Genomic DNA, 20,589 nt, shown 5'->3' on the forward strand with positions numbered 1-20,589 from the left:
GGTCCACGGCCACACGAACACCGCCCACACCAACCAGCCCACACCCCGGCCAAACGGCACCACCAGCACCCGGTACACCCACACCAGCCCATGCCCCACCGGAGTCAGCACCCACCGGTACAACGCGGTCCACGGCCACACGAACACCGCCCACACCAACCAGCCCACACCCCGGCCAAACGGCACCACCAGCACCCGGTACACCCACACCAGCCCATGCCCGAGCGGGGTGAGCACGTTCCGGTAGAGCCAGAGGAGCGGCATGGCGATGCCATACGTGGCGACCGGCACGATCACATAGCGCCACAGGCCGGCCCACGGCCAGTAGAAGAGGGCCTTGGCGACCAGGGTGGCCATCCAGGCGATGGCCCGCCCGACGGGGACCAGCACGGTCTCGTACACGTAGGCAAGCGCCCGTCCCAGCGGGCGCAGCAGCACCCGGTCCAGCAGCTTGGCGCAGACGACGAGCAGATCCCAGACCATGCGTACGGGCACGACGACCAGCAGGACCACGATCCGCACCGGAATCCTGACGGCGACCGTGAGGCAGCCTTCGGCTTCGGTCGGCTCTGCGCGTTTCTCCAGTTCCACGGTGTGCATGGACGCGACAAGCGGCCCCGGGGTTCCCGGCGACGCGCGCCGGCTTCACATGTCGCGGCCGGCCGCAGCCGCTGCCTGGTCGGCCCGGGCCAGCAGGCGGTCCCGTCTGAGGGGCCACCACATCAGGTCAGCGAGGAGAAGCACGACCAGCAGCCAGGAGGCGACGGTCTCGCCGGTGGTGCCCTTCACGGTGTCGTAGACGGCGAGAGCGACCGCGAGCACGGTCACGAGCAGGACGGCCCAGCGACGCAGCCGGTCCTCGTCGGCGGCCCGGTGCAGGGCCTCGGCGTACTCGACCACCGAGGGCGCCAGCCGGGGATCGTCGACGGCCTCGCCGCGCCGGGTGGCGCGTACCACGGCCGCGCGGTCGGCACGGTTCATGCCCTTGGCCGCTGGCCAGAGCCTGTGCATCCGGCGCGCCACCCGGGTCCCGTAGAACAGGCTCAGCACCACGAAGACCACCGCGGCGCCCGGCCAGGACTGCGCCTCGATGAGGACGAAGGCCCCGAAGAAGACGCCGGCGGCGAGGCCGGCGCCCACTGCCCGGGTCGCCGGCCCCCGCTGCCACATCAAGCCCGGAACGAGAAGCATCCGCTCACGGTGGCCGTCGCCCGTCGAGGACGCAACCACCGCGACGGCACGTCGGCCCCGGCACACGCACACGGCGCACCACGGCGCGCCCCGACGCCGGGGGTCAGTGCGTGTGACCGCCGGGGGCAGCGGCAGGCTGCTTCACCGTGAGCGGCAGCAGCTTCTTGCCGGTGGGGCCGATCTGAATGGTCGTGTCCATCTGCGGGCAGACACCGCAGTCGAAGCACGGCGTCCAGCGGCAGTCCTCGACCTCGGTCTCGTCGAGCGCGTCCTGCCAGTCCTCCCAGAGCCAGTCCTTGTCGAGACCGGAGTCGAGGTGGTCCCAGGGCAGGACCTCCTCGTACGCGCGCTCGCGCGTGGTGTACCAGTCGACGTCGACGCCGAACTCCGGCAGCGTCTTCTCCGCGCACTGCATCCAGCGGTCGTACGAGAAGTGCTCGCGCCAGCCGTCGAAGCGGCCGCCGTCCTCGTAGACGGCGCGGATGACGGCGCCGACACGGCGGTCACCGCGGGAGAGCAAACCCTCGACGATGCCCGGCTTGCCGTCGTGGTAGCGGAAGCCGATCGAGCGGCCGTACTTCTTGTCGCCGCGGATCTTGTCGCGCAGCTTCTCGAGGCGGGCGTCGGTCTCCTCGGCGGAAAGCTGAGGGGCCCACTGGAAGGGGGTGTGGGGCTTGGGGACGAAGCCGCCGATCGACACCGTGCAGCGGATGTCGTTCGCTCCGGACACCTCGCGTCCCTTGGCGATGACGTTGACCGCCATGTCGCCGATCTGGAGCACGTCGTCGTCCGTCTCGGTGGGCAGGCCGCACATGAAGTACAGCTTCACCTGGCGCCAGCCGTTGCCGTACGCGGTGGCGACGGTGCGGATCAGGTCCTCTTCCGAGACCATCTTGTTGATGACCTTGCGCATCCGCTCGGAGCCGCCTTCGGGAGCGAAGGTCAGACCGGAGCGGCGGCCGTTGCGGGTGAGCTCGTTGGCCAGGTCGACATTGAAGGCGTCGACACGGGTGGACGGGAGGGAAAGCCCGATCTTGTCCTCTTCGTACCGGTCCGCGAGGCCCTTGGCGATGTCGCCGATCTCGGTGTGGTCTGCGGAGGACAGCGAGAGCAGGCCGACCTCCTCGAAACCGGTCGCCTTGAGGCCCTTCTCGACCATCTCGCCGATGCCGGTGATGCTGCGCTCCCGCACCGGGCGGGTGATCATTCCGGCCTGGCAGAAGCGGCAGCCGCGGGTGCAGCCGCGGAAGATCTCCACGGACATCCGCTCGTGCACGGTCTCGGCCAGGGGGACCAGGGGCTGCTTGGGGTAGGGCCACTCGTCGAGGTCCATCACGGTGTGCTTGGACACGCGCCACGGCACACCGGACTTGTTGGGGACGACGCGGCCGATGCGGCCGTCCGGCAGGTACTCGACGTCGTAGCAGCCCGGGATGTACACGGTGCCGGTCTTGGCGAGCCGGAGGAGCAGCTCCTCTCGGCCACCGGGGCGGCCTTCCGCCTTCCAGGCACGGATGATTCCGGTGATCTCCAGGACGGCCTGCTCGCCGTCGCCGATCACGGCCGCGTCGATGAAGTCGGCGATGGGCTCGGGGTTGAACGCCGCGTGGCCGCCCGCGAGCACGATCGGGTCGTCGATCGTGCGGTCCTTGGCCTCCAGCGGGATGCCCGCGAGGTCGAGGGCCGTCAGCATGTTGGTGTAGCCGAGCTCGGTGGAGAAGCTCAGGCCGAACACGTCGAACGCCTTCACCGGGCGGTGGCTGTCCACGGTGAACTGCGGGACGTCGTGCTCGCGCATCAGCTCCTCGAGGTCCGGCCAGACGCTGTAGGTGCGCTCGGCGAGCACGCCCTCGCGCTCGTTCAGTACCTCGTAGAGGATCATGACGCCCTGGTTGGGCAGCCCGACCTCGTACGCGTCGGGGTACATCAGTGCCCAGCGGACGTCGCACTCGTCCCACGGCTTGACGGTGGAATTCAGCTCACCGCCGACGTACTGGATGGGCTTCTGCACATGCGGGAGCAGAGCTTCGAGCTGTGGGAAGACCGACTCGGCAGACATCTGGAACCTTCGTGGACTGGCAGGGGGCGATTCTCAAGCGTAACCCGGACGGAATCACCCCTCGTACGCCATTGCCGGAAGCTCACTTGGAGAGTGACGCCCGCAGTCCCGGCCTTGAGGCCTTTGCCCACACTCCGGGCAGCTCACGCTCCCGCCGCGCCGCCAGGGCCTCCTCATGGCCGTGGAGCAGCCCCCAGGTGAAGGAGGGCTCCCCCGCCGCGTGGGCCTGGATCGCCAGGTCGCGCAGTGTGCCGCGGGCGACGACGCTGTCCTGGTGGTCGCCGAGCACGGTCTGTACGGACTTCATCCGCCGGGCGAGCTTCCTGGCCGGTTTGCCCAGGGCGGGGGTGGCGGCTTCGGCCGCGTAGCGGGCCCGCTTGGCGGCCTTGCGGGCGTCGTGCATGGCGAGGTCGCGCTCATGGCCCGCGGGGAGGCCGAGAGCGCGCTCGACCCGGTGGGCGAGCCGTTCGTAGTCCCTGATCACGGCCTTGGGCAGGGCGGTGGCAGGGTCGGCGGTGGCGGCCTTGAGCAGCGGTGGTTCGTCGAGGAGGGCGTCCAGCGTGTCGAGGAGGCCGAGGTAGCGCTTGCCGTCCAGTACGGCGACGGAGCGGCGGCGTGCGTCGGAGCGGTGGGCCGTCCCCCAGGTCCGCAGGCGTCCGCGTACCGGGCCCAGAAGCAGGGGCCTGGGGAGCGCCTCGATCCGGGCGAGGAGCCGTTCGGCCAGCACTTCCTGGTCACGGGCGACGCCGAGCTCACCGGCGAGCCACTTGAGCTCGTCGCCGACCGGGTCGGTGACGGCACGGTCGATGATCTTCCGGTAGGTCTTGAAGCCGCTGCGCATACGGCGGGTGGCCACGCGCATCTGATGGACCGCGTCGGGCAGATCGCGGCGTACGGCGGGGTCCAGCGCGATGATGGCGTCCCGCTGCTCCCTCAGATAGGCGAGCACGTACTCGCCCGCGTGCTTCCGCTTCAGCCGGGCCCCGCGGTCCCGGACGGTCTCCGCGGCCTGCGGCGCCTTGGGGGCGGTGTGCCCCTTGCCCCTACGCCGCGGCGCGGTGTCGGCGGCACGGGTCGACTCCAGCACTTCGGCGGAGTCGGCCACGGGCACGGGTGGCGGCGCCTGGGCGGGCTCCGTGCGGGTCCCGGGGGGCTCCGATGTCTCCTCGAGCGCGCGTGCCAGTTTGGACGCCGCCGACGAGCGGCGGATGCCCGCCTTGCGCAGACGCTTGTCGAGGGCGTCGAGCACCGCGGGGTCGGTGTCGTCGGCGAGTTCGACCTCGATCTCCGTCCAGGAAGCGGTGCCACCGCCGTCGCCGAGGCGCTCGGCCCGTACGGAGTCGACGCTGAGCTCGGCCAGCAGCTCCCCCTGGGCGTCGGCGAGATGGCTGACCTTCCGGGAGGAGAGCAGCCGGACGACGGGCACGAGGGCGTCGTCGCGTACGCGGGATCGGAGCAGCGCGTGCAGGGCCCTGGGCAGTGCGTCGGCGAGAGGGGCGTGGATCTCGTCGCGGATTCCCGTGGCCACGGGGAACTTCAGATGCCAGCCCTCGTCACCGCCGCCGGTGCGGCGGCGCAGCGTGATCCCGTCGGCGGCGAGCCGCAGCCCGGTGGTGTCGTAGTAGACGGCGTCGAGTTCGGTGACGCCTCTGTCGGTGACGTCGTGGACCCCGCCATGGCCGGTCAGGTCGGGGACGCGGGTCTCTCCGGTGGCTTCGTACTTCCGCTCGATCTCTCGCTTCGTGTCCGCCATGAAGAAAATCTAGACCGCCCGGCGGCCTTGCGTCAGTACGCGGTCAGCAGCTCCGGCGGGTTCCGCTGCGGCCGGCAGCGCCCCGAAGCACCGCGGCGAACGTCGCGACCAGCCACGACGGTGCCGCGGACGACCGAAGCACTCACGCCACCCACCCGTGCTTTCCCCGGAGCACTCACGCGGACATGGGGCGCTGCACCTTGATCGACTGGAGCAGTCCGACCGCCACCCAGACCGCGAACATCGACGAACCGCCGTACGAGACGAACGGCAGCGGCAGTCCGGCCACGGGCATGATGCCGAGGGTCATCCCGATGTTCTCGAAGGCCTGGAAGGCGAACCAGGCGATGATCCCCGCCGCGACGATGGTCCCGTACAGCTCGGTGGTCTCGCGGGCGATCCGGCAGGCCCGCCACAGCACCACGCCGAGCAGGAAGAGGATGAAACCGGCTCCGAGGAAGCCCAGCTCCTCCCCCGCCACCGTGAAGACGAAGTCGGTCTGCTGCTCGGGGACGAACTGGCCGGTGGTCTGGGAGCCCTTGAAGAGACCGGTGCCGAGCAGTCCGCCGGAGCCGATGGCGATACGCGCCTGGTTGGTGTTGTAGCCGACACCGGCCGGGTCGAGCTCGGGGTTGGCGAAGGCCGCGAAACGGTTGATCTGGTACTCGTCGAGCAGTCCGAGCATGGTGACGAGTACCGCGCCCGCGACTCCGGCGCCGATCAGTCCGAGTACCCAGCGGTTGGAGGCCCCGGAGGCCAGCAGCACCCCGAGCACGATCACCACCATCACCATGACCGAGCCGAGGTCCGGCATCAGCATGACGATCCCCATCGGGACGGCCGCGAGGCCCAGCGACTTGGCGACGATCCTGTGGTCGGGGATTTCCTGGTCCCCGGCGTCGACCTGGGCCGCGAGCAGCATCGCCATCCCCAGAATGATCGTGATCTTCACGAATTCGGAGGGCTGGAGCGAGAAGCCGCCGCCGATGACGATCCAGGCGTGGGCGCCGTTGATGGTGGCGCCGAGCGGGGTCAGCACCAGCAGGACCAGCAGCACCGAGATCCCGTACAGCACCGGCACGGCTCCGCGCAGGGTGCGGTGGCCGAGCCAGACGGTCCCCGCCATCAGCGCCAGGCCGATCCCGGTGTTCAACGCATGGCGGAAGAGGAAGTAGTACGGGTCGCCCTGATTGAGCTCGGTTCGGTTCCGGGTGGCCGACCACACCAGCAGCGCGCCGATGACGGAGAGCGCGATGGCGGACAGGAGCATCGGCCAGTCGAGCCGGCGCAGTATCGAGTCGCGGGCGGTGAGCCTCGCCCAGGAGCCGCGGTCGGGCGAGTACCGGGCGACCGAGAAGCCGTTGGATCCGGACACGTCAGTCCCTCCGTCCCGTGGCGGGCGGACCCGCGAGTACCGGCTCTTCCGGCTTCGGGGCCTGCGGGGCGTAGGGCTTGATGGCGGGCGCGTCGATGGAGCCGTCGGGCTGGACCTTGGGCAGCGCCTTCTGCGGCTGGGGCAGCAGGGCCTTCTTCAGGTCCTGGTTCCCTTCCATGTCGAGTCCGTAGAGGGCGTTGTAGATGTTGCGCACGGCGGGCCCGGAAGCCCCGGAGCCCGTACCACCCTGGGAGATCGTCATGATGATCGAGTACTCCTTGGTGTACGTGGCGAACCACGAGGTCGTCTGCTTGCCGTGGACCTCGGCCGTACCGGTCTTGGCGTGCATCGGGATCTTGTCCTGCGGCCAGCCACCGAATCGCCAGGCGGCGGTACCGCGGGTCGCGACTCCCGCGAGGGCTTCGTCTATCAACGCCCGGGTCTTGGTGCTCATCGGCAGCTTGCCGTGGGACGCGGGCTTGATCTCCCGCACCCGCTTGCCGTCCGCGCTGACGACCGCCTTGCCGACGCTCGGGTTGTAGAGCGTGCCGCCGTTGGAGATGGCGCCGTAGATGGTGGCCATCTGGATGGGGGTGACGAGCGTGTCGCCCTGCCCGATCGAGTAGTTGACGGAGTCACCGGCGCGCATGAGATTGCCTTCGAGGCAGTTCTCGTAGGAGAGCTGCTGGATGTACGAGCCGCCCTTCTTGCCGATCTTGCACCAGTAGTCCTTGTTGGCCTCCCAGAACTTCTGCTTCCAGCGGCGGTCCGGGACGCGGCCGGTGACCTCGTTGGGCAGGTCGATCCCGGTCTCGGCGCCGAGGCCGAACTGGTGGGCGGTCTTGTAGAACCAGTCGGCGGGGTTCTTCTTCGGCTTGATCCCGCCGTCCTTCTTCCACTGCTGGTGGGCGAGCGCGTAGTAGACGGTGTCGCAGGACACCTCGAGGGCCTGGCCCAGGGTGATGCTGCCGTGGCCCTGGGACTCGAAGTTGGTGAAGACCTGGTTGCCGATCGAGTACGAGCTCGGGCAGGGGTAGCGGCCGTTGAAGTCGTAGCCCGCGTTGACCGCGGCGGTGGTGGGGACGACCTTGAAGATCGAGCCGGGGGCCGCCTGGCCCTGGATGGCCCGGTTGAGCAGCGGGAAGTTGGACTTCTTTCCGGTGAGCTGGGCGTAGTCCTTGGCGGAGATCCCACCGACCCAGGCGTTGGGGTCGTAGGTGGGCAGTGAGGCCATCGCCACGATCCGGCCGGTCTTGGCCTCCATGACCACGACGGCTCCGGAGTCGGCCTTGTAGTTCTCGCCGGTGTTGTCGTCGAAGACCTTGCGGGCCTCCTTCATCGCGTTGTTCAGCTCCCACTCGGCGACCGCCTGGACGCGGGCGTCGATGGAGGTGACCACATTGGCGCCCGGCTCGGCCTTGTCTGCCTTGGCCTCGCCCATGACGCGTCCGAGATTGTCGACCTCGTAGCGGGTGACGCCGGCCTTTCCCCGCAGCTCCTTGTCGTAGGTGCGCTCCAGACCCGAGCGGCCGACCTGGTCGGAGCGGAGGTAGGGCGAGTCGCTGTCCTTCGCCTTCTCCAGCTCCTCGTCGGTGACGGGTGAGAGATAGCCGAGCACCTGGGCGGTGTTCGACTTGCCGGGGGCCGGGTAACGGCGTACGGCGGTGGGCTCCGCGGTGATCCCGGGAAAGTCCTCGGCGCGTTCGCGGATCTGGAGGGCCTGCTGGGTGGTGGCCTCGTCGGTGACCGGGATGGGCTGGTAGGGCGAACCGTTCCAGCAGGGCTGCGGGGTCTCGGAGTCGCACAGCCGGACCTTGTCCATGACGTCCTTCGGCTTCATGCCGAGGACCCCGGCGAGCCGGGTGAGCACGCCCTTGCCGTCGTCCTTCATCTTCAGCAGCTCGGTGCGCGAGGCGGAGACCACGAGGCGGGTCTCGTTGTCGGCGAGCGGCACACCGCGGGCGTCGAGAATGGAGCCGCGGACGGCGGGCTGGACGACCTGCTGGACGCCGTTGCCCGATGCCTCCCTGGCGTACTCGTCACCGTTGCGGATCTGGATGTACCAGAGCCTCCCGCCGAGGGTGGCGAGGAGTGAGAAGACCAGGACCTGGATGACCACCAGCCGGATCTGCACCCGAGGCGTCCGCCCGGTCTCGGGAATGTTGGTCACGCTGCCGAACCCCCTCAGGTCACAGTCGCTTGATGCCCTTGATACGGCCCGCCCGAGAAGCCCTCGACTTGGCCGCCTTCACCCGCAGTCCTCCGCCGCGCTGGCTGCCGATGCGCAGCCCGGTGCCGAAGGAGGTCCAGCCGCCGGACACGTCGCCCGCGCCGGCCTGGCTCTCGGACAACGGATCGTTCTCCGCCCGTCTGGCCAGAGCCATGATCAGCGGCACGGTGAACGGTGCCAGCAGCAGGTCGTACACGGCCGCGGTGAACATCAGTGAGCCGAGGCCGACATGGCGTGCGGCGGTGTCGCCGACGAGAGCCCCGACGCTCGCGTAGAGCAGGGTCGATCCGATCGCGGCGCCGACGACCACGAGCATCGGAGCGGTGGCCGAGTTGAGCCTGCCGTTGTCCGGCTTGAACAGGCCCGCGCAGTAGCCGATGAGACACAGCACGAGGGCGTAGCGCCCGGCGGCGTGGTCGGCGGGCGGGGCGAGATCGGTCAGCAGGCCCGCCCCGAATCCGATGAGCGCGCCGCTGGTGTGCCCGTACACGAGTGCGAGGGCGAGCACGACGAGCAGCATCAGATCGGGGACGGCGCCCGGGAGCTGGAGCCTCGCCAGCACGGTGACCTGGATGACCAGGGCAACCACGACGAGGGTGGTGGAGAGCAGCATCCGGTTGAAGCGCATCATGGTCGGCTCCTTCGTCCTTTCGCTACTCGTCGTCCGTGCCGGTGTCCGTACCGGCGCTGCCTGTGTCCGTGGGTGCGGCCGGGTCTCTGCGTGCGGCGGTGTCCGCGTCCGTGCCCGTACCAGGGTCCGTGCCGGGTGTGTCGTCCGGCGCCGTGGCCGTGCCGGGGGCGTCGGCGGCGGCGTCCGCGCCATCGGCATCGCCTGCGCCGTCGGTGCCGGCTGACGGTGTCACCGTGACGGTGACCGTCGGCGTCGGCTTCGCCTTGGGCTTCGGTGGCAGGACCGAGTCGCGCGGATCGGTGCGGGGAGCCTGGACCACCACGCCGATGATGTCCAGCTTGGAGAACGACACATACGGGCGTACCGAGATGTTCCGGGTCAGGTCCCCACCCGAGGGGTCGACCCGGACGACCTCGCCGACCGGTACACCGGGCACGAACGGCCGTCCTGCCTGGGAGCCGAAGGTGACCAGCCGGTCGCCCTTGCGCACTTTGGCCTTGCCGTTGAGGAGTTGCACGGAGAGCGGCCGGTCGCCCTGGCCGGTCGCGAAGCCCAGTTCGTCGGTGCGTTCCATCCGGGTGCCGACGGTGAAGTCCGGGTCGCTGGCGAGCAGTACGGTCGAGGTGTCCGGTCCCACCGTGGTGACCCGGCCGACCAGCCCGTCACCGTTGATCACCGTCATGTCGCGGGCGATGCCGTCCCGCGAGCCGATGTCGATGGTCACGGTCCACGAGAAGCCCTGGGCCGCCCCTATGGCGACGACCTCCGCGCCCTTGATGCCGTACTGGCCGCTGGCGGCCTTCTTCAGCATGGCGTCGAGCTGCCGGACGCGGCTCTGGTTGCGGGCGTCACTGCCGAGCCGCACCTTGAGGGCGGCGTTCTCCCGTTCGAGCACGGCGATGCGGTCGTGGCGCTTGCCCGAGTCGCGGATCGCTCCTATCGCGTTGCCGAGCGGGTCGACGGCCGCCGCCACACCGTTCTCGACCGGTCCGAAGACAGTGGCGGCGGCCTGCCGGGCGCCGTCCACCGGTGACTCCTGACCGCCCCTGATGTCCACCGTGATCAGCGCGAACGCGATGGCGATCAGCAGGACCAGGAGCAGCCGGCTCTCTTTGGTGTCCCTCACGTGCGGCGGCCGTGCCTTCCTCGTCGGACTGTCGAACTAGGTGTTCCGGGTGTGGCTGGTGTGCCCGATGTGCGTGGGGTGGCTCTGTGCCCTATATCGAGGTCCGCAGTTGTGCGTTACCGGCGCGGCTGGGCGTCGAGCACCTGCTGGAGCGCCTCGAACTCCTCGACGCACTTGCCCGAACCGAGCGCCACCGAGTCCAGGGGGTCCTCGGCGATGTGGATGGGCATGCCGGTCTCATGACGCAGTCTCTCGTCGAGACCGCGCAGCAGGGCGCCGCCACCGGTGAGGACGATGCCGCGGTCCATGACGTCACCGGAGAGCTCGGGCGGGCACTTGTCGAGCGTGGTCTTCACGGCGTCCACGATCGCGTTGACCGGTTCCTCGATGGCCTTGCGCACCTCGGCGGCGGAGATGACCACGGTCTTGGGCAGACCGGAGACCAGGTCACGCCCGCGGATCTCGGTGTGCTCGTCTTCCGCCAGGTCGAAGGCCGAACCGATGGTGAGCTTGATGCTCTCGGCGGTCCGCTCACCGAGCAGGAGGCTGTACTCCTTCTTGACGTGCTGGATGATCGCGTTGTCCAGTTCGTCGCCCGCGACCCGGATGGACTGCGCCGTGACGATGCCGCCGAGGGAGATCACGGCCACCTCGGTGGTACCGCCGCCGATGTCCACGACCATGTTGCCGGTGGCCTCGTGGACCGGGAGACCGGCACCGATCGCGGCGGCCATCGGCTCCTCGATGATGTGCACCTGGCGGGCACCGGCCTGGGTCGACGCCTCGATGACGGCACGGCGCTCCACCCCGGTGATCCCGGACGGCACACAGACCACGATCCGGGGACGCGCCGCCCAGCGGCGCTTGTGGATCTTGAGGATGAAGTAGCGGAGCATCCGCTCGGTGATCTCGAAGTCGGCGATCACACCGTCCTTCAGCGGGCGAACCGCCACGATGTTCCCCGGCGTACGGCCGATCATCTTCTTGGCTTCGGAGCCCACCGCGAGGATGCCGCCGGTGTTGGTGTTGATGGCGACGACGGAGGGCTCGTTGAGGACGATCCCACGGCCCCTGACGTACACCAGCGTGTTGGCGGTCCCGAGGTCGACAGCCATGTCACGGCCGATGAACGACATTGAGTTCCCCTTGTTTCCCATGAGGATGCGTCGGGCCTTCCCAAATCGAGCTTTGATGGCTTTTCAGGTAGGCGAGGAGGGTCATGCGACGTGAAGGGTTCCCATCGTAGTGCCGCATGCGGGGCAACCGCGCGCTGGGCCCACCTCAATAAGGGTGACGATGAGTCGGGGTGAAGCGTTCCCGCTATGACAGTACGTATACCGAAGGGCGACCGAAATTCCTTCGGTCGCCCCAGGCTATGGGCACTGCATGGCTGACGACTGATCAGGAAAGGCCCGGGAAGAAAATCTTCAGCTCCCGCACGGCGGACTCCTCGGAGTCCGAGGCATGGATCAGGTTTTCCCGGACGATCGTGCCGAAGTCACCCCTGATGGAACCCGGCGCGGCGGCGATCGGGTCGGTCGGGCCCGCCAGGGCGCGCACGCCCTCGATGACCCGCTCACCCTCGACCACCAAGGCCACTACGGGGCCGGAGGACATGAAGGCCACCAGCGGCTCGTAGAAGGGCTTGCCCTTGTGCTCGCCGTAGTGCTGCTCCAGCGTGTCCTGGTCCAGCTCGCGCAGCTCCAGCGCGGTGATCTGCCAGCCGGCCTTCCGCTCGATGCGGCCGATGATCTCGCCGATCAGACTGCGGCGGACGGCGTCGGGCTTGAGCAGGACGAGCGTGCGCTGGCTCACGTGCGGGCTCCTTCGAGTGTGGATTTACTGCACTTCAGAGGCTACAGGGCGCCCCGAGCGACCCCTCAGCCAGCGTCCGGCCCGGGCTCAGCCGGCTTCCGGGCCCGGTGCCGCCGCGGCGGTCTCCTGCCGCGCGAACCTGGCCTTCGCCTCGTCCACCTTGCGGCCGTAGTGCACGGACGCCCACCACAGCCCCGCGAAGACCACGCCCAGGATGAACATCGTCGGTACGACGAAGCCGCTGGCGATCAGCCCGAGCTGAAGGGCCCAGCCGAGCTGCACCCCACCTGGACGGGTGATCATTCCGCACAGCAGTACCGAGAGGACCATCGCGATCCCGCACACCGTCCAGACCGTGGCCATGGACAGATCGGGATTCTTCATGGCGACGAGGCCGGCGAAGCCGATGACGAAGAATTCACCGATCAGAGTGGAGGCACAGAGCGTACGCATTCTTTCACCCCTTCCCGAGCAGCAGCCGGGCCTCGCCGACCGTGATCACGGAACCGGTCACAAGGACCCCGGCGCCCGAATACTCCGCCTCCTCCTCGGCCAGCGTGATCGCGGCTTCCAGAGCGTCATCGAGCCTTGGTTCGACGACCACGCGTTCGTCGCCGAAGACCTCCACGGCGATCGCCGCCAGCTCGTCGGCGTTCATGGCGCGGTGGCTGGAGTTCTGGGTGACGACGATCTCCGTGAAGACCGGCTCGAAGGCCTCGAGCACGGCCTTCACGTCCTTGTCGTCGCTCGCGCCGACCACGCCGATGAGCCGGGAGAACCCGAACGCCTCCGTGACACCGTCGGCGGTGACCCGCGCGCCCGCGGGGTTGTGCGCGGCGTCCAGGATGACGGTCGGGCTGCGGCGTACGACCTCGAGCCTGCCCGGGGAGGTGACGGAGGCGAAGGCGGCACGCACGGTCTCCATGTCGAGCGTGCGGGCGTGCTGGTCGCCGACCCCGAAGAACGCCTCGACCGCGGCCAGCGCCACCGACGCGTTGTGCGCCTGGTGGGCGCCGTGGAGCGGGAGGAAGACCTCCTCGTACTCCCCGCCGAGCCCGCGCAGGGTCACGAGCTGTCCGCCCACCGCGACCTCACGGGAGACCACACCGAACTCCATGCCCTCGCGGGCCACCGTGGCGTCCGCCTCGACGGCCTTCTTCAGCATGACCTGCGCGGCCTCGACCGGCTGCTGCGCCAGGATGACCGTGGCGCCCTGCTTGATGATCCCCGCCTTCTCGGCGGCGATCTCGGCGGGAGTGCCGCCGAGCCGGTCGGTGTGGTCCAGGGAGATCGGGGTGATCACGGCCACCGAACCGTCGATGACGTTGGTCGCGTCCCAGCCGCCGCCCATGCCGACCTCGACCACGGCCACGTCCACCGGCGCGTCGGCGAAGGCTGCGTACCCCATGCCGGTCAGCACCTCGAAGAAGGAGAGCCGGTAGTCCTGGGAGGCGTCCACCATGTCGACGTACGGCTTGATGTCCTGGTAGGTCGAGATGAAGCGCTCGGCCTCCATCGGCAGCCCGTCGAGGCTGATCCGCTCGGTGATCGACTGGACGTGCGGGGAGGTGTAGCGACCGGTGCGCAGCTCGAAGGCGCCGAGCAGCGCCTCGATCATGCGGGCGGTGGAGGTCTTGCCGTTGGTGCCCGTGATGTGGATCGAGGGGTACGCCTGCTGCGGCTCCCCAAGAAGGTCCATCAGCGCCCTGATCCGGCTGACGGACGGCTCCAGCTTGGTCTCGCCCCAGCGGCTCGCCAGCTCCTGCTCGATCTCACGCAGGGCCTTGTCCACCTCGGGATCGGCGGGGCGCGCGGGCACCTGGTCACCACGGGGCGGCCCGGCCTGGGTGCGCAGCGTACGGCTGCCGGCCTCGATCACCGCCAGGTCCGGGTCGCGGTCGGATTCGGCGTCGACGATCTCGTCGAACGCGTCGGGGTCATCGAAGGGGCGCGGCTGCTGCTCACTCACGCAGCCAGTTTACGGAGGCCGCGCGGCGGAGCCGACGGGGCCGGGGGTGTAACGGGCGGACGTGACGCAATCGACCCCCGAGGCCCCCGGTCATGACCTGGCCCGTGCACGCACGAGGCCCCCGGAGCCTGGCTTCGCCAGGTTCGTCTCCGGGGGCCTGTCGGGCTTTGTACGACTCAGCCCTGGGGCAGCTTCACGAGCTGGTTCTCGATGCGCGTGATGTCCTCGTCCGCCTTCGCGAGCCGCGCACGGATCTTCTCGACCACGTTGTCCGGGGCCTTGGCCAGGAACGCTTCGTTGCCCAGCTTGGCCTCCGCCTGCTGGCGCTCCTTCTGCGCCGCCGCCAGGTCCTTGGCGAGGCGCTTGCGCTCCGCCGCCACGTCGATGGTGCCGGACAGGTCCAGCGCCACCTCGGCGCCCGCGACCGGAAGGGTGGCGGTCGCGGTGAAGCCGTCGCCCTCCGGCTGGAGCCGCAGGAGCTGCCGGATGGCCGCCTCGTGCGGGGCCAGCGCGGTGCCGTCGAGGCTGAGGCGGGCGGGGACCCGCTGGCCGGGCTGGAGGCCCTGGTCGGCGCGGAAACGGCGGACCTCGGTGATCACGGACTGGAGGGACCCGATTTCCCGCTCGGCCGCCTGGTCGCGGAAGCCGCTGTCGGTCGGCCAGTCGGCGATGACGACCGACTCACCACCCGTAAGAGTGGTCCAGAGGGTCTCGGTGACGAACGGCACGATCGGGTGCAGCAGTTTCAGGGTGACGTCGAGGACCTCTCCGAGGACGCGCTTGGAGACCTCGGCCGCCTCGCCGCCCGCCTGGAACGTGGTCTTGGACAGCTCGACGTACCAGTCGAAGACCTCGTCCCACGCGAAGTGGAACAGCGCGTCGGACAGCTTGGCGAACTGGTAGTCCTCGTAGTACGCGTCGACCTCGGCGACCACCGTGTTCAGCCGCGACAGGATCCAGCGGTCGGTCGCCGACATCCGCTCGGTCGAGGGCAGCGGGCCCTCGACCGTGGCGCCGTTCATCAGCGCGAAGCGCGTGGCGTTCCAGATCTTGTTGGCGAAGTTGCGCGAGCCCTGGACCCAGTCCTCGCCGATCGGGACGTCGACACCCGGGTTGGCGCCGCGCGCCAGCGTGAAGCGCAGCGCGTCGGAGCCGTACTTGTCCATCCAGTCCAGCGGGTTGACCGCGTTGCCGAAGGACTTCGACATCTTCTTGCCGAACTGGTCGCGGACCATGCCGTGCAGGGCGATGGTGTGGAACGGCGGGGTGCCGTCCATCGCGTACAGGCCGAACATCATCATCCGGGCGACCCAGAAGAAGAGGATGTCGTAGCCGGTGACCAGGACCGAGTTCGGGTAGAACTTCGCGAGACTCTCGGTCTGCTCGGGCCAGCCGAGCGTGGAGAACGGCCACAGACCGGACGAGAACCAGGTGTCCAGGACATCGGTCTCCTGGGTCCAGCCATCGCCGGACGGTGGCTGCTCGTCGGGGCCGACGCAGACGATCTCGCCGTTCGGGCCGTACCAGACCGGGATGCGGTGGCCCCACCAGAGCTGGCGCGAAATGCACCAGTCGTGGAGGTGGTCGACCCAGTCGAAGTACCGCTTCTCCATCTCCTGCGGGTGGATCTTGACCTTGCCGTCGCGGACCGCGTCACCGGCGGCCTGCGCCAGCGGGCCGACCTTGACCCACCACTGCATGGACAGCCGCGGCTCGATGGTGGTCTTGCAGCGCGAGCAGTGGCCGACCGAGTGGACGTACGGGCGCTTCTCGGCGACGATCCGGCCGTCGGCGCGCAGGGCGGCGACGATGGCGCTGCGGGCCTCCAGCCGGTCCAGGCCCTGGAACGGCCCGTGCGCGGTGATGACCGCGCGCTCGTCCATGACGGCGAGGTTCGGCAGGCCGTGCCGCTGGCCGATCTCGAAGTCGTTGGGGTCGTGGGCGGGCGTGACCTTGACCGCGCCCGTGCCGAATTCCGGGTCGACGTGCTCGTCGGCGACGACGGGGATCCGGCGGCCGGTGAGCGGCAGCTCGATCTCGCGGCCGACGAGGTGCTTGTAGCGCTCGTCCTCGGGGTGGACCGCGACGGCGGTGTCGCCCAGCATCGTCTCGGCCCGGGTGGTCGCGACGACGATGGAGTCGTCGCCCTCGCCGTACCGGATCGAGACCAGCTCGCCGTCGTCGTCCTGATACTCGACCTCGATGTCCGAGATGGCCGTCAGACAGCGCGGGCACCAGTTGATGATGCGCTCGGCGCGGTAGATCAGCTCGTCGTCGTAGAGCTTCTTGAAGATGGTCTGGACAGCCTTCGACAGGCCCTCGTCCATGGTGAAGCGCTCGCGGGACCAGTCGACACCGTCGCCCAGGCGCTTCATCTGCCCGGAGATCTGGCCGCCCGACTCGCCCTTCCACTGCCAGACGCGCTCGACGAACGCCTCACGGCCCAGGTCGTGCCGGGACTTGCCCTCCTTGGCCAGCTCACGCTCGACGACGTTCTGCGTGGCGATACCCGCGTGGTCCATACCGGGCTGCCACAGCGTCTCGTGGCCCTGCATCCGCTTGCGGCGGGTGAGGGCATCGATCAGCGTGTGCTCGAAGGCATGGCCCAGGTGCAGGCTGCCGGTGACGTTCGGCGGCGGGATGACGATCGTGTACGGGGGCTTCTCGCTCTTCGCGTCCGCTTCGAAGTAACCGCGCTCTACCCAGCGCTCGTACAGCTTCCCCTCTACCTCGGCCGGCGCGTACTGGGTCGGCAGTTCGGGGTTGCTGGCTGGCTGATGCTGAGTGTTCTCGGTCACGGGCCACAGTTTAGAGGTGTCACGGTCGCGTTCTGAAACGGGAATCTTCCGTAACGGTCCGAGACCCCGTGCAGCGGGGCGCTGCCGGTTCCGACAGGATGTTCGGAACGCATAAGCACCTGGAGGGGAACCCAGTAATGAGTTACAACCAGCCGGGCCCGTACGGCGGTCAGCCGCCCCAGCAGCCAGGACCCTACGGCCAGCCGCCCCAGCAGCCGGGTCCGTACGGCCAGCCGCCGCAGGCTCCCGCCCAGCCCGGCTACGGTGCACCGCAGGGTGCGCCGCCGCAGCCCGGCACGCCGCCCGGCTACGGCTACCCGGGCCAGCCCCAGCAGCCCGGTCCCTACGGCCAGCCGCCCCAGCAGCCCAGTCCCTACGGGCAGCAGCCGGGGCCGTACGGCCAGCCGGCGCAGCAGCCCCCATACGGCGCGGGCCCGGGAGCGTACCCGCCGCCGGCGCAGGGCGGCGGCGGCAAGAAGACGGGGCTGATCCTCGGCGCGGTCGCGGTGGTCGTGGCCATCGGTGTGGGCGCGTACTTCGTGCTCGGCGGCGGCTCGACACTCGCGGACGACGGCGCGCACAAGCTCACCACCCCCGCGAAGGTCCTCGGCGACTACAACCGTGTGACCAAAGACGGCGAGGCCGGCAGCAAGGACAAGTCCGTCACCGGCGAACTGGAGAAGAGCGGGGTCAAGGACGCCAAGTCCATCCTCGCCCAGTACACGACGGCCGACATCGGCAAGTTCAACCCGTCGGACCCCAGTTCGATGCCTGACATGAAGACGGCCAAGGGCATCTCGTTCTTCGGCGCCTACGGCAAGATCGACGACCCGAAGAAGGCTCTGGACGGGCTCTTCGCAGAGATCAACAAGGAGTCCGCCGAGGACAGCGGCAAGGACACAGCCAAGGGAAAGCTCATCGGGACGCCCGAAGAGGTCAGCCCCGACGGCTTCGACAACGGCATCATGAAGTGCCAGGCCGCGGAAGGCCCTGACCCGGTCACCAAGCAGGTCAAGACCGACTGGTTCTGCATCTGGGCCGACTACAGCACCATCGCGATGGTGTCCCCGGGCGACGCGGCCAAGGGCGTGGACAAGGACACGGCCATGGACATCACGGCCAAGCTCCGCAACGCGGTCCGCGTCAAGGCCTGATCATCCGCACGGGCATACGAAGGGCGCCCGCCGGTCGATACGACCGGCGGGCGCCCTTCCTGGCTTGGGTACCGTGCTTGGCCTTGGCCCGGGTACCGTGAACGCTCCGCTGAGGCGGGGTCGGCCCCGTCCGGGCCTAGGGCGTGTTGCGAAAGTCCCGCCTGGCGCGCGACTCCCCCAGAGCTTCGCCTGGGAGGTGCCCCCAGCACGCACACTCGTTGCGTTGTCGGACTCATCCAAGACGTCCAGTACGAGGACGACCCTCCGCCTTGCGATCGCACGCACCAGACGCCGCGAGCCCCACCCCTCCGGGCGGACGGCGCTACTTTCGCAACACGCCCTAGGCCGACTTCTCGTGCCGCCCGTCGTGCTTCACGATCCTCGGCACCAGCGTGGGGTTCACGTTGTTGTGCACGACGTCCGCCGTGATGACCACGCGTGCCACATCCTTGCGGGACGGCACCTCGTACATCACCGACATCAGGACCTCTTCCATGATGGCCCTGAGCCCACGGGCGCCGGTACCGCGCAGGATCGCCTGGTCGGCGATCGCCTCGAGCGCCGGGCGGTCGAAGTCCAGCTCCACGCCGTCGAGTTCGAACAGCCGCTGGTACTGCTTGACCAGTGCGTTGCGCGGCTCGACGAGGATCTTGAGCAGGGCCTCGCGGTCCAGGTTGTGCACCGAGGTGATGACCGGGAGACGCCCGATGAACTCGGGGATCATGCCGAACTTCACCAGGTCCTCGGGCATGACCTCCTGGAACTGGTCGCTGGCCTCGATCTCCCGCTTGGAGCGGATCGTGGCGCCGAAACCGATGCCCTTGGCGCCCGCCCGCGACTCGATGATCTTCTCGAGGCCGGCGAAGGCACCACCCACGATGAACAGCACGTTCGTCGTGTCGATCTGGATGAACTCCTGATGGGGGTGCTTGCGCCCGCCCTGCGGCGGTACGGAGGCGGTCGTGCCCTCCAGGATCTTCAGCAGGGCCTGCTGGACGCCCTCGCCGCTGACATCGCGGGTGATCGACGGGTTCTCGCTCTTACGGGCGACCTTGTCGATCTCGTCGATGTAGATGATCCCGGTCTCGGCCTTCTTCACGTCGTAGTCGGCGGCCTGGATCAGCTTCAGCAGGATGTTCTCGACGTCCTCGCCGACATAGCCCGCCTCGGTGAGCGCCGTGGCGTCGGCGATGGCGAACGGGACATTGAGCATCCGGGCCAGCGTCTGGGCCAGCAGGGTCTTGCCCGAGCCGGTGGGACCGAGAAGCAGGATGTTGGACTTGGCGAGCTCGATCGCGTCGTCCCGGCCCTGCGCGCCGCCGTTCTCACCGGCCTGGACGCGCTTGTAGTGGTTGTACACCGCGACCGAGAGTGCCTTCTTCGCGGGCTCCTGCCCGACGACGTAACCCTCGAGGAACTCGTAGATCTCGCGCGGCTTGGGAAGTTCCTCCCACCGCACCTCGGAGGTCTCGGCGAGCTCCTCCTCGATGATCTCGTTGCAGAGGTCGATGCACTCGTCGCAGATGTACACCCCGGGGCCTGCGATGAGCTTCTTCACCTGCTTCTGGCTCTTTCCGCAGAACGAGCACTTGAGCAGATCGCCGCCATCACCAATGCGTGCCACGAGGTGCTTCCCCTTCGCCTGGGAGCGCTTGGTTCAGCGGCTCCTGGTGCCTCATATCCGACGGTACCTTGCCGGGACCCTCGTTCGGGCCCCCCTTGGCGTGGTTCACATTTGACGTACACCACGCCCGTGCACCACGCCAAGGGACGGCAAGGTGTCAGGCGGCCGCTGCGGCCGTGCTCTTGCGGGTCGACACGATCTGGTCGACCAGGCCGTACGCGAGGGCGTCCTCGGCCGTGAGGATCTTGTCGCGCTCGATGTCCTCGCGGACCTTCTCGATCGGCGTGGAGGAGTGCTTGGCCAGCATCTCCTCGAGCTGCTCACGCATGCGCAGGATCTCGTTGGCGGCGATCTCCAGGTCGGAGAGCTGCTCGCGGCCGGTCTGGGAGGACGGCTGGTGGATCAGCACACGGGCGTGCGGCAGAGCCATGCGCTTGCCGGGGGTACCGGCGGCCAGCAGCACTGCGGCGGCGGAGGCCGCCTGGCCCATGCACACCGTCTGGATGTCCGGCTTCACGAACTGCATCGTGTCGTAGATCGCGGTCAGCGCGGTGAAGGAGCCGCCCGGGCTGTTGATGTAGATCGAGATGTCGCGGTCCGGGTCCATCGACTCCAGGCACAGCAGCTGCGCCATGACGTCGTTGGCGGAGGCGTCGTCGATCTGCACGCCGAGGAAGATCACGCGCTCCTCGAAGAGCTTCGCGTACGGGTCGTACTCGCGCACGCCCTGGGAGGTGCGCTCGACGAAGCGGGGGACGACGTAGCGGTTGTCCACCTGCGGGCCCGTGTAGAGGCCGCTCGCGGAGAGGTTGTTCTGCATGTCGGTGTTCACCATCCTGGTGGCGTATCGCGGGCTGGAGGAGG

General features: G+C 69.0%; 15 protein-coding genes and 1 pseudogene. 1 reads left to right on the forward strand and 15 read right to left on the reverse strand.

Annotation, left to right across the window (positions count from 1 at the left end):
• The 13 genes and pseudogenes from ABZ532_RS04675 to ABZ532_RS04735 form a co-directional block, all read right to left on the reverse strand.
• Nucleotides 1–600, reverse strand: a pseudogene (locus tag ABZ532_RS04675) (hypothetical protein); the annotation flags it as partial.
• Nucleotides 601–645: 45 nt separating this feature from the next.
• Complete coding sequence (locus tag ABZ532_RS04680) at nt 646–1,191, reverse strand: hypothetical protein (RefSeq protein WP_361279580.1); 546 nt, start codon at nt 1,189–1,191, stop codon at nt 646–648.
• A gap of 103 nt (nt 1,192–1,294) precedes the next feature.
• The gene (locus ABZ532_RS04685) at nt 1,295–3,250 is read right to left on the reverse strand and encodes a TIGR03960 family B12-binding radical SAM protein (RefSeq protein ID WP_361279581.1); all 1,956 of its coding nucleotides are present in this window, start codon (nt 3,248–3,250) and stop codon (nt 1,295–1,297) included.
• Between the two features lie 82 nt (nt 3,251–3,332).
• A complete protein-coding gene (locus ABZ532_RS04690) occupies nt 3,333–5,003 on the reverse strand; it encodes a CYTH and CHAD domain-containing protein (protein ID WP_361279582.1) in 1,671 nt (556 codons plus the stop codon).
• A 175-nt stretch (nt 5,004–5,178) separates the two neighbouring features.
• Nucleotides 5,179–6,378 (reverse strand): rod shape-determining protein RodA, encoded by a 1,200-nt coding sequence (gene rodA / locus ABZ532_RS04695; protein WP_361279583.1) that lies wholly within the window; start codon nt 6,376–6,378, stop codon nt 5,179–5,181.
• Nucleotide 6,379: 1 nt separating this feature from the next.
• Nucleotides 6,380–8,548, reverse strand: coding sequence for a penicillin-binding protein 2 (gene mrdA, locus ABZ532_RS04700; protein WP_361279585.1), 2,169 nt, complete (start codon nt 8,546–8,548; stop codon nt 6,380–6,382).
• A 19-nt stretch (nt 8,549–8,567) separates the two neighbouring features.
• Nucleotides 8,568–9,236 carry a rod shape-determining protein MreD gene (gene mreD / locus ABZ532_RS04705; protein ID WP_361279761.1) on the reverse strand — a complete coding sequence of 223 codons (669 nt, stop codon included), beginning with the start codon at nt 9,234–9,236 and terminating at the stop codon, nt 8,568–8,570.
• Between the two features lie 25 nt (nt 9,237–9,261).
• The gene (gene mreC / locus ABZ532_RS04710) at nt 9,262–10,365 is read right to left on the reverse strand and encodes a rod shape-determining protein MreC (RefSeq protein WP_361279586.1); all 1,104 of its coding nucleotides are present in this window, start codon (nt 10,363–10,365) and stop codon (nt 9,262–9,264) included.
• A 116-nt stretch (nt 10,366–10,481) separates the two neighbouring features.
• Nucleotides 10,482–11,501, reverse strand: a complete 1,020-nt coding sequence (locus ABZ532_RS04715; RefSeq protein ID WP_361279587.1) for a rod shape-determining protein — start codon at nt 11,499–11,501, stop codon at nt 10,482–10,484.
• Nucleotides 11,502–11,766: 265 nt separating this feature from the next.
• Nucleotides 11,767–12,180: a nucleoside-diphosphate kinase gene (ndk, locus tag ABZ532_RS04720; RefSeq protein ID WP_361279588.1), complete on the reverse strand. Its 414-nt coding sequence runs from the start codon at nt 12,178–12,180 to the stop codon at nt 11,767–11,769.
• An 87-nt stretch (nt 12,181–12,267) separates the two neighbouring features.
• Nucleotides 12,268–12,633: a DUF4233 domain-containing protein gene (locus ABZ532_RS04725; protein ID WP_361279589.1), complete on the reverse strand. Its 366-nt coding sequence runs from the start codon at nt 12,631–12,633 to the stop codon at nt 12,268–12,270.
• 4 nt (nt 12,634–12,637) lie between these two features.
• On the reverse strand, nt 12,638–14,149 hold the full coding sequence (locus ABZ532_RS04730) for a folylpolyglutamate synthase/dihydrofolate synthase family protein (RefSeq protein ID WP_361279590.1): 1,512 nt from the start codon (nt 14,147–14,149) through the stop codon (nt 12,638–12,640).
• A gap of 176 nt (nt 14,150–14,325) precedes the next feature.
• Nucleotides 14,326–16,947 (reverse strand): valine--tRNA ligase, encoded by a 2,622-nt coding sequence (locus ABZ532_RS04735; RefSeq protein WP_361279591.1) that lies wholly within the window; start codon nt 16,945–16,947, stop codon nt 14,326–14,328.
• A 137-nt stretch (nt 16,948–17,084) separates the two neighbouring features.
• Here ABZ532_RS04735 and ABZ532_RS04740 point away from each other — a divergent pair, with 137 nt between their 5' ends.
• Complete coding sequence (locus ABZ532_RS04740; RefSeq protein WP_361279592.1) at nt 17,085–18,101, forward strand: hypothetical protein; 1,017 nt, start codon at nt 17,085–17,087, stop codon at nt 18,099–18,101.
• A gap of 340 nt (nt 18,102–18,441) precedes the next feature.
• Here the strand turns inward: ABZ532_RS04740 and clpX are convergent, their stop codons facing one another.
• Nucleotides 18,442–19,725 (reverse strand): ATP-dependent Clp protease ATP-binding subunit ClpX, encoded by a 1,284-nt coding sequence (clpX, locus tag ABZ532_RS04745; RefSeq protein WP_361279593.1) that lies wholly within the window; start codon nt 19,723–19,725, stop codon nt 18,442–18,444.
• Between the two features lie 157 nt (nt 19,726–19,882).
• Nucleotides 19,883–20,560 carry an ATP-dependent Clp protease proteolytic subunit gene (locus ABZ532_RS04750; RefSeq protein WP_351566859.1) on the reverse strand — a complete coding sequence of 226 codons (678 nt, stop codon included), beginning with the start codon at nt 20,558–20,560 and terminating at the stop codon, nt 19,883–19,885.
• Nucleotides 20,561–20,589 lie beyond the last annotated feature (29 nt).

This window comes from Streptomyces sp. NPDC019396 (genome assembly GCF_040632375.1).
Lineage (GTDB): Bacteria > Actinomycetota > Actinomycetes > Streptomycetales > Streptomycetaceae > Streptomyces.

What these genes read in the sequence shown, in the direction of transcription:
- ABZ532_RS04680 (WP_361279580.1), bottom strand. Translation starts at nt 1,191, where the DNA reads ATGCTTCTCGTTCCGGGCTTGATGTGGCAGCGGGGGCCGGCGACCCGG.
- ABZ532_RS04685 (WP_361279581.1), bottom strand. Translation starts at nt 3,250, where the DNA reads ATGTCTGCCGAGTCGGTCTTCCCACAGCTCGAAGCTCTGCTCCCGCAT.
- ABZ532_RS04690 (WP_361279582.1), bottom strand. Translation starts at nt 5,003, where the DNA reads ATGGCGGACACGAAGCGAGAGATCGAGCGGAAGTACGAAGCCACCGGA.
- mreD (WP_361279761.1), bottom strand. Translation starts at nt 9,236, where the DNA reads ATGCGCTTCAACCGGATGCTGCTCTCCACCACCCTCGTCGTGGTTGCC.
- ABZ532_RS04715 (WP_361279587.1), bottom strand. Translation starts at nt 11,501, where the DNA reads ATGTCGTTCATCGGCCGTGACATGGCTGTCGACCTCGGGACCGCCAAC.
- ABZ532_RS04725 (WP_361279589.1), bottom strand. Translation starts at nt 12,633, where the DNA reads ATGCGTACGCTCTGTGCCTCCACTCTGATCGGTGAATTCTTCGTCATC.
- ABZ532_RS04740 (WP_361279592.1), top strand. Translation starts at nt 17,085, where the DNA reads ATGAGTTACAACCAGCCGGGCCCGTACGGCGGTCAGCCGCCCCAGCAG.
- ABZ532_RS04750 (WP_351566859.1), bottom strand. Translation starts at nt 20,560, where the DNA reads ATGGTGAACACCGACATGCAGAACAACCTCTCCGCGAGCGGCCTCTAC.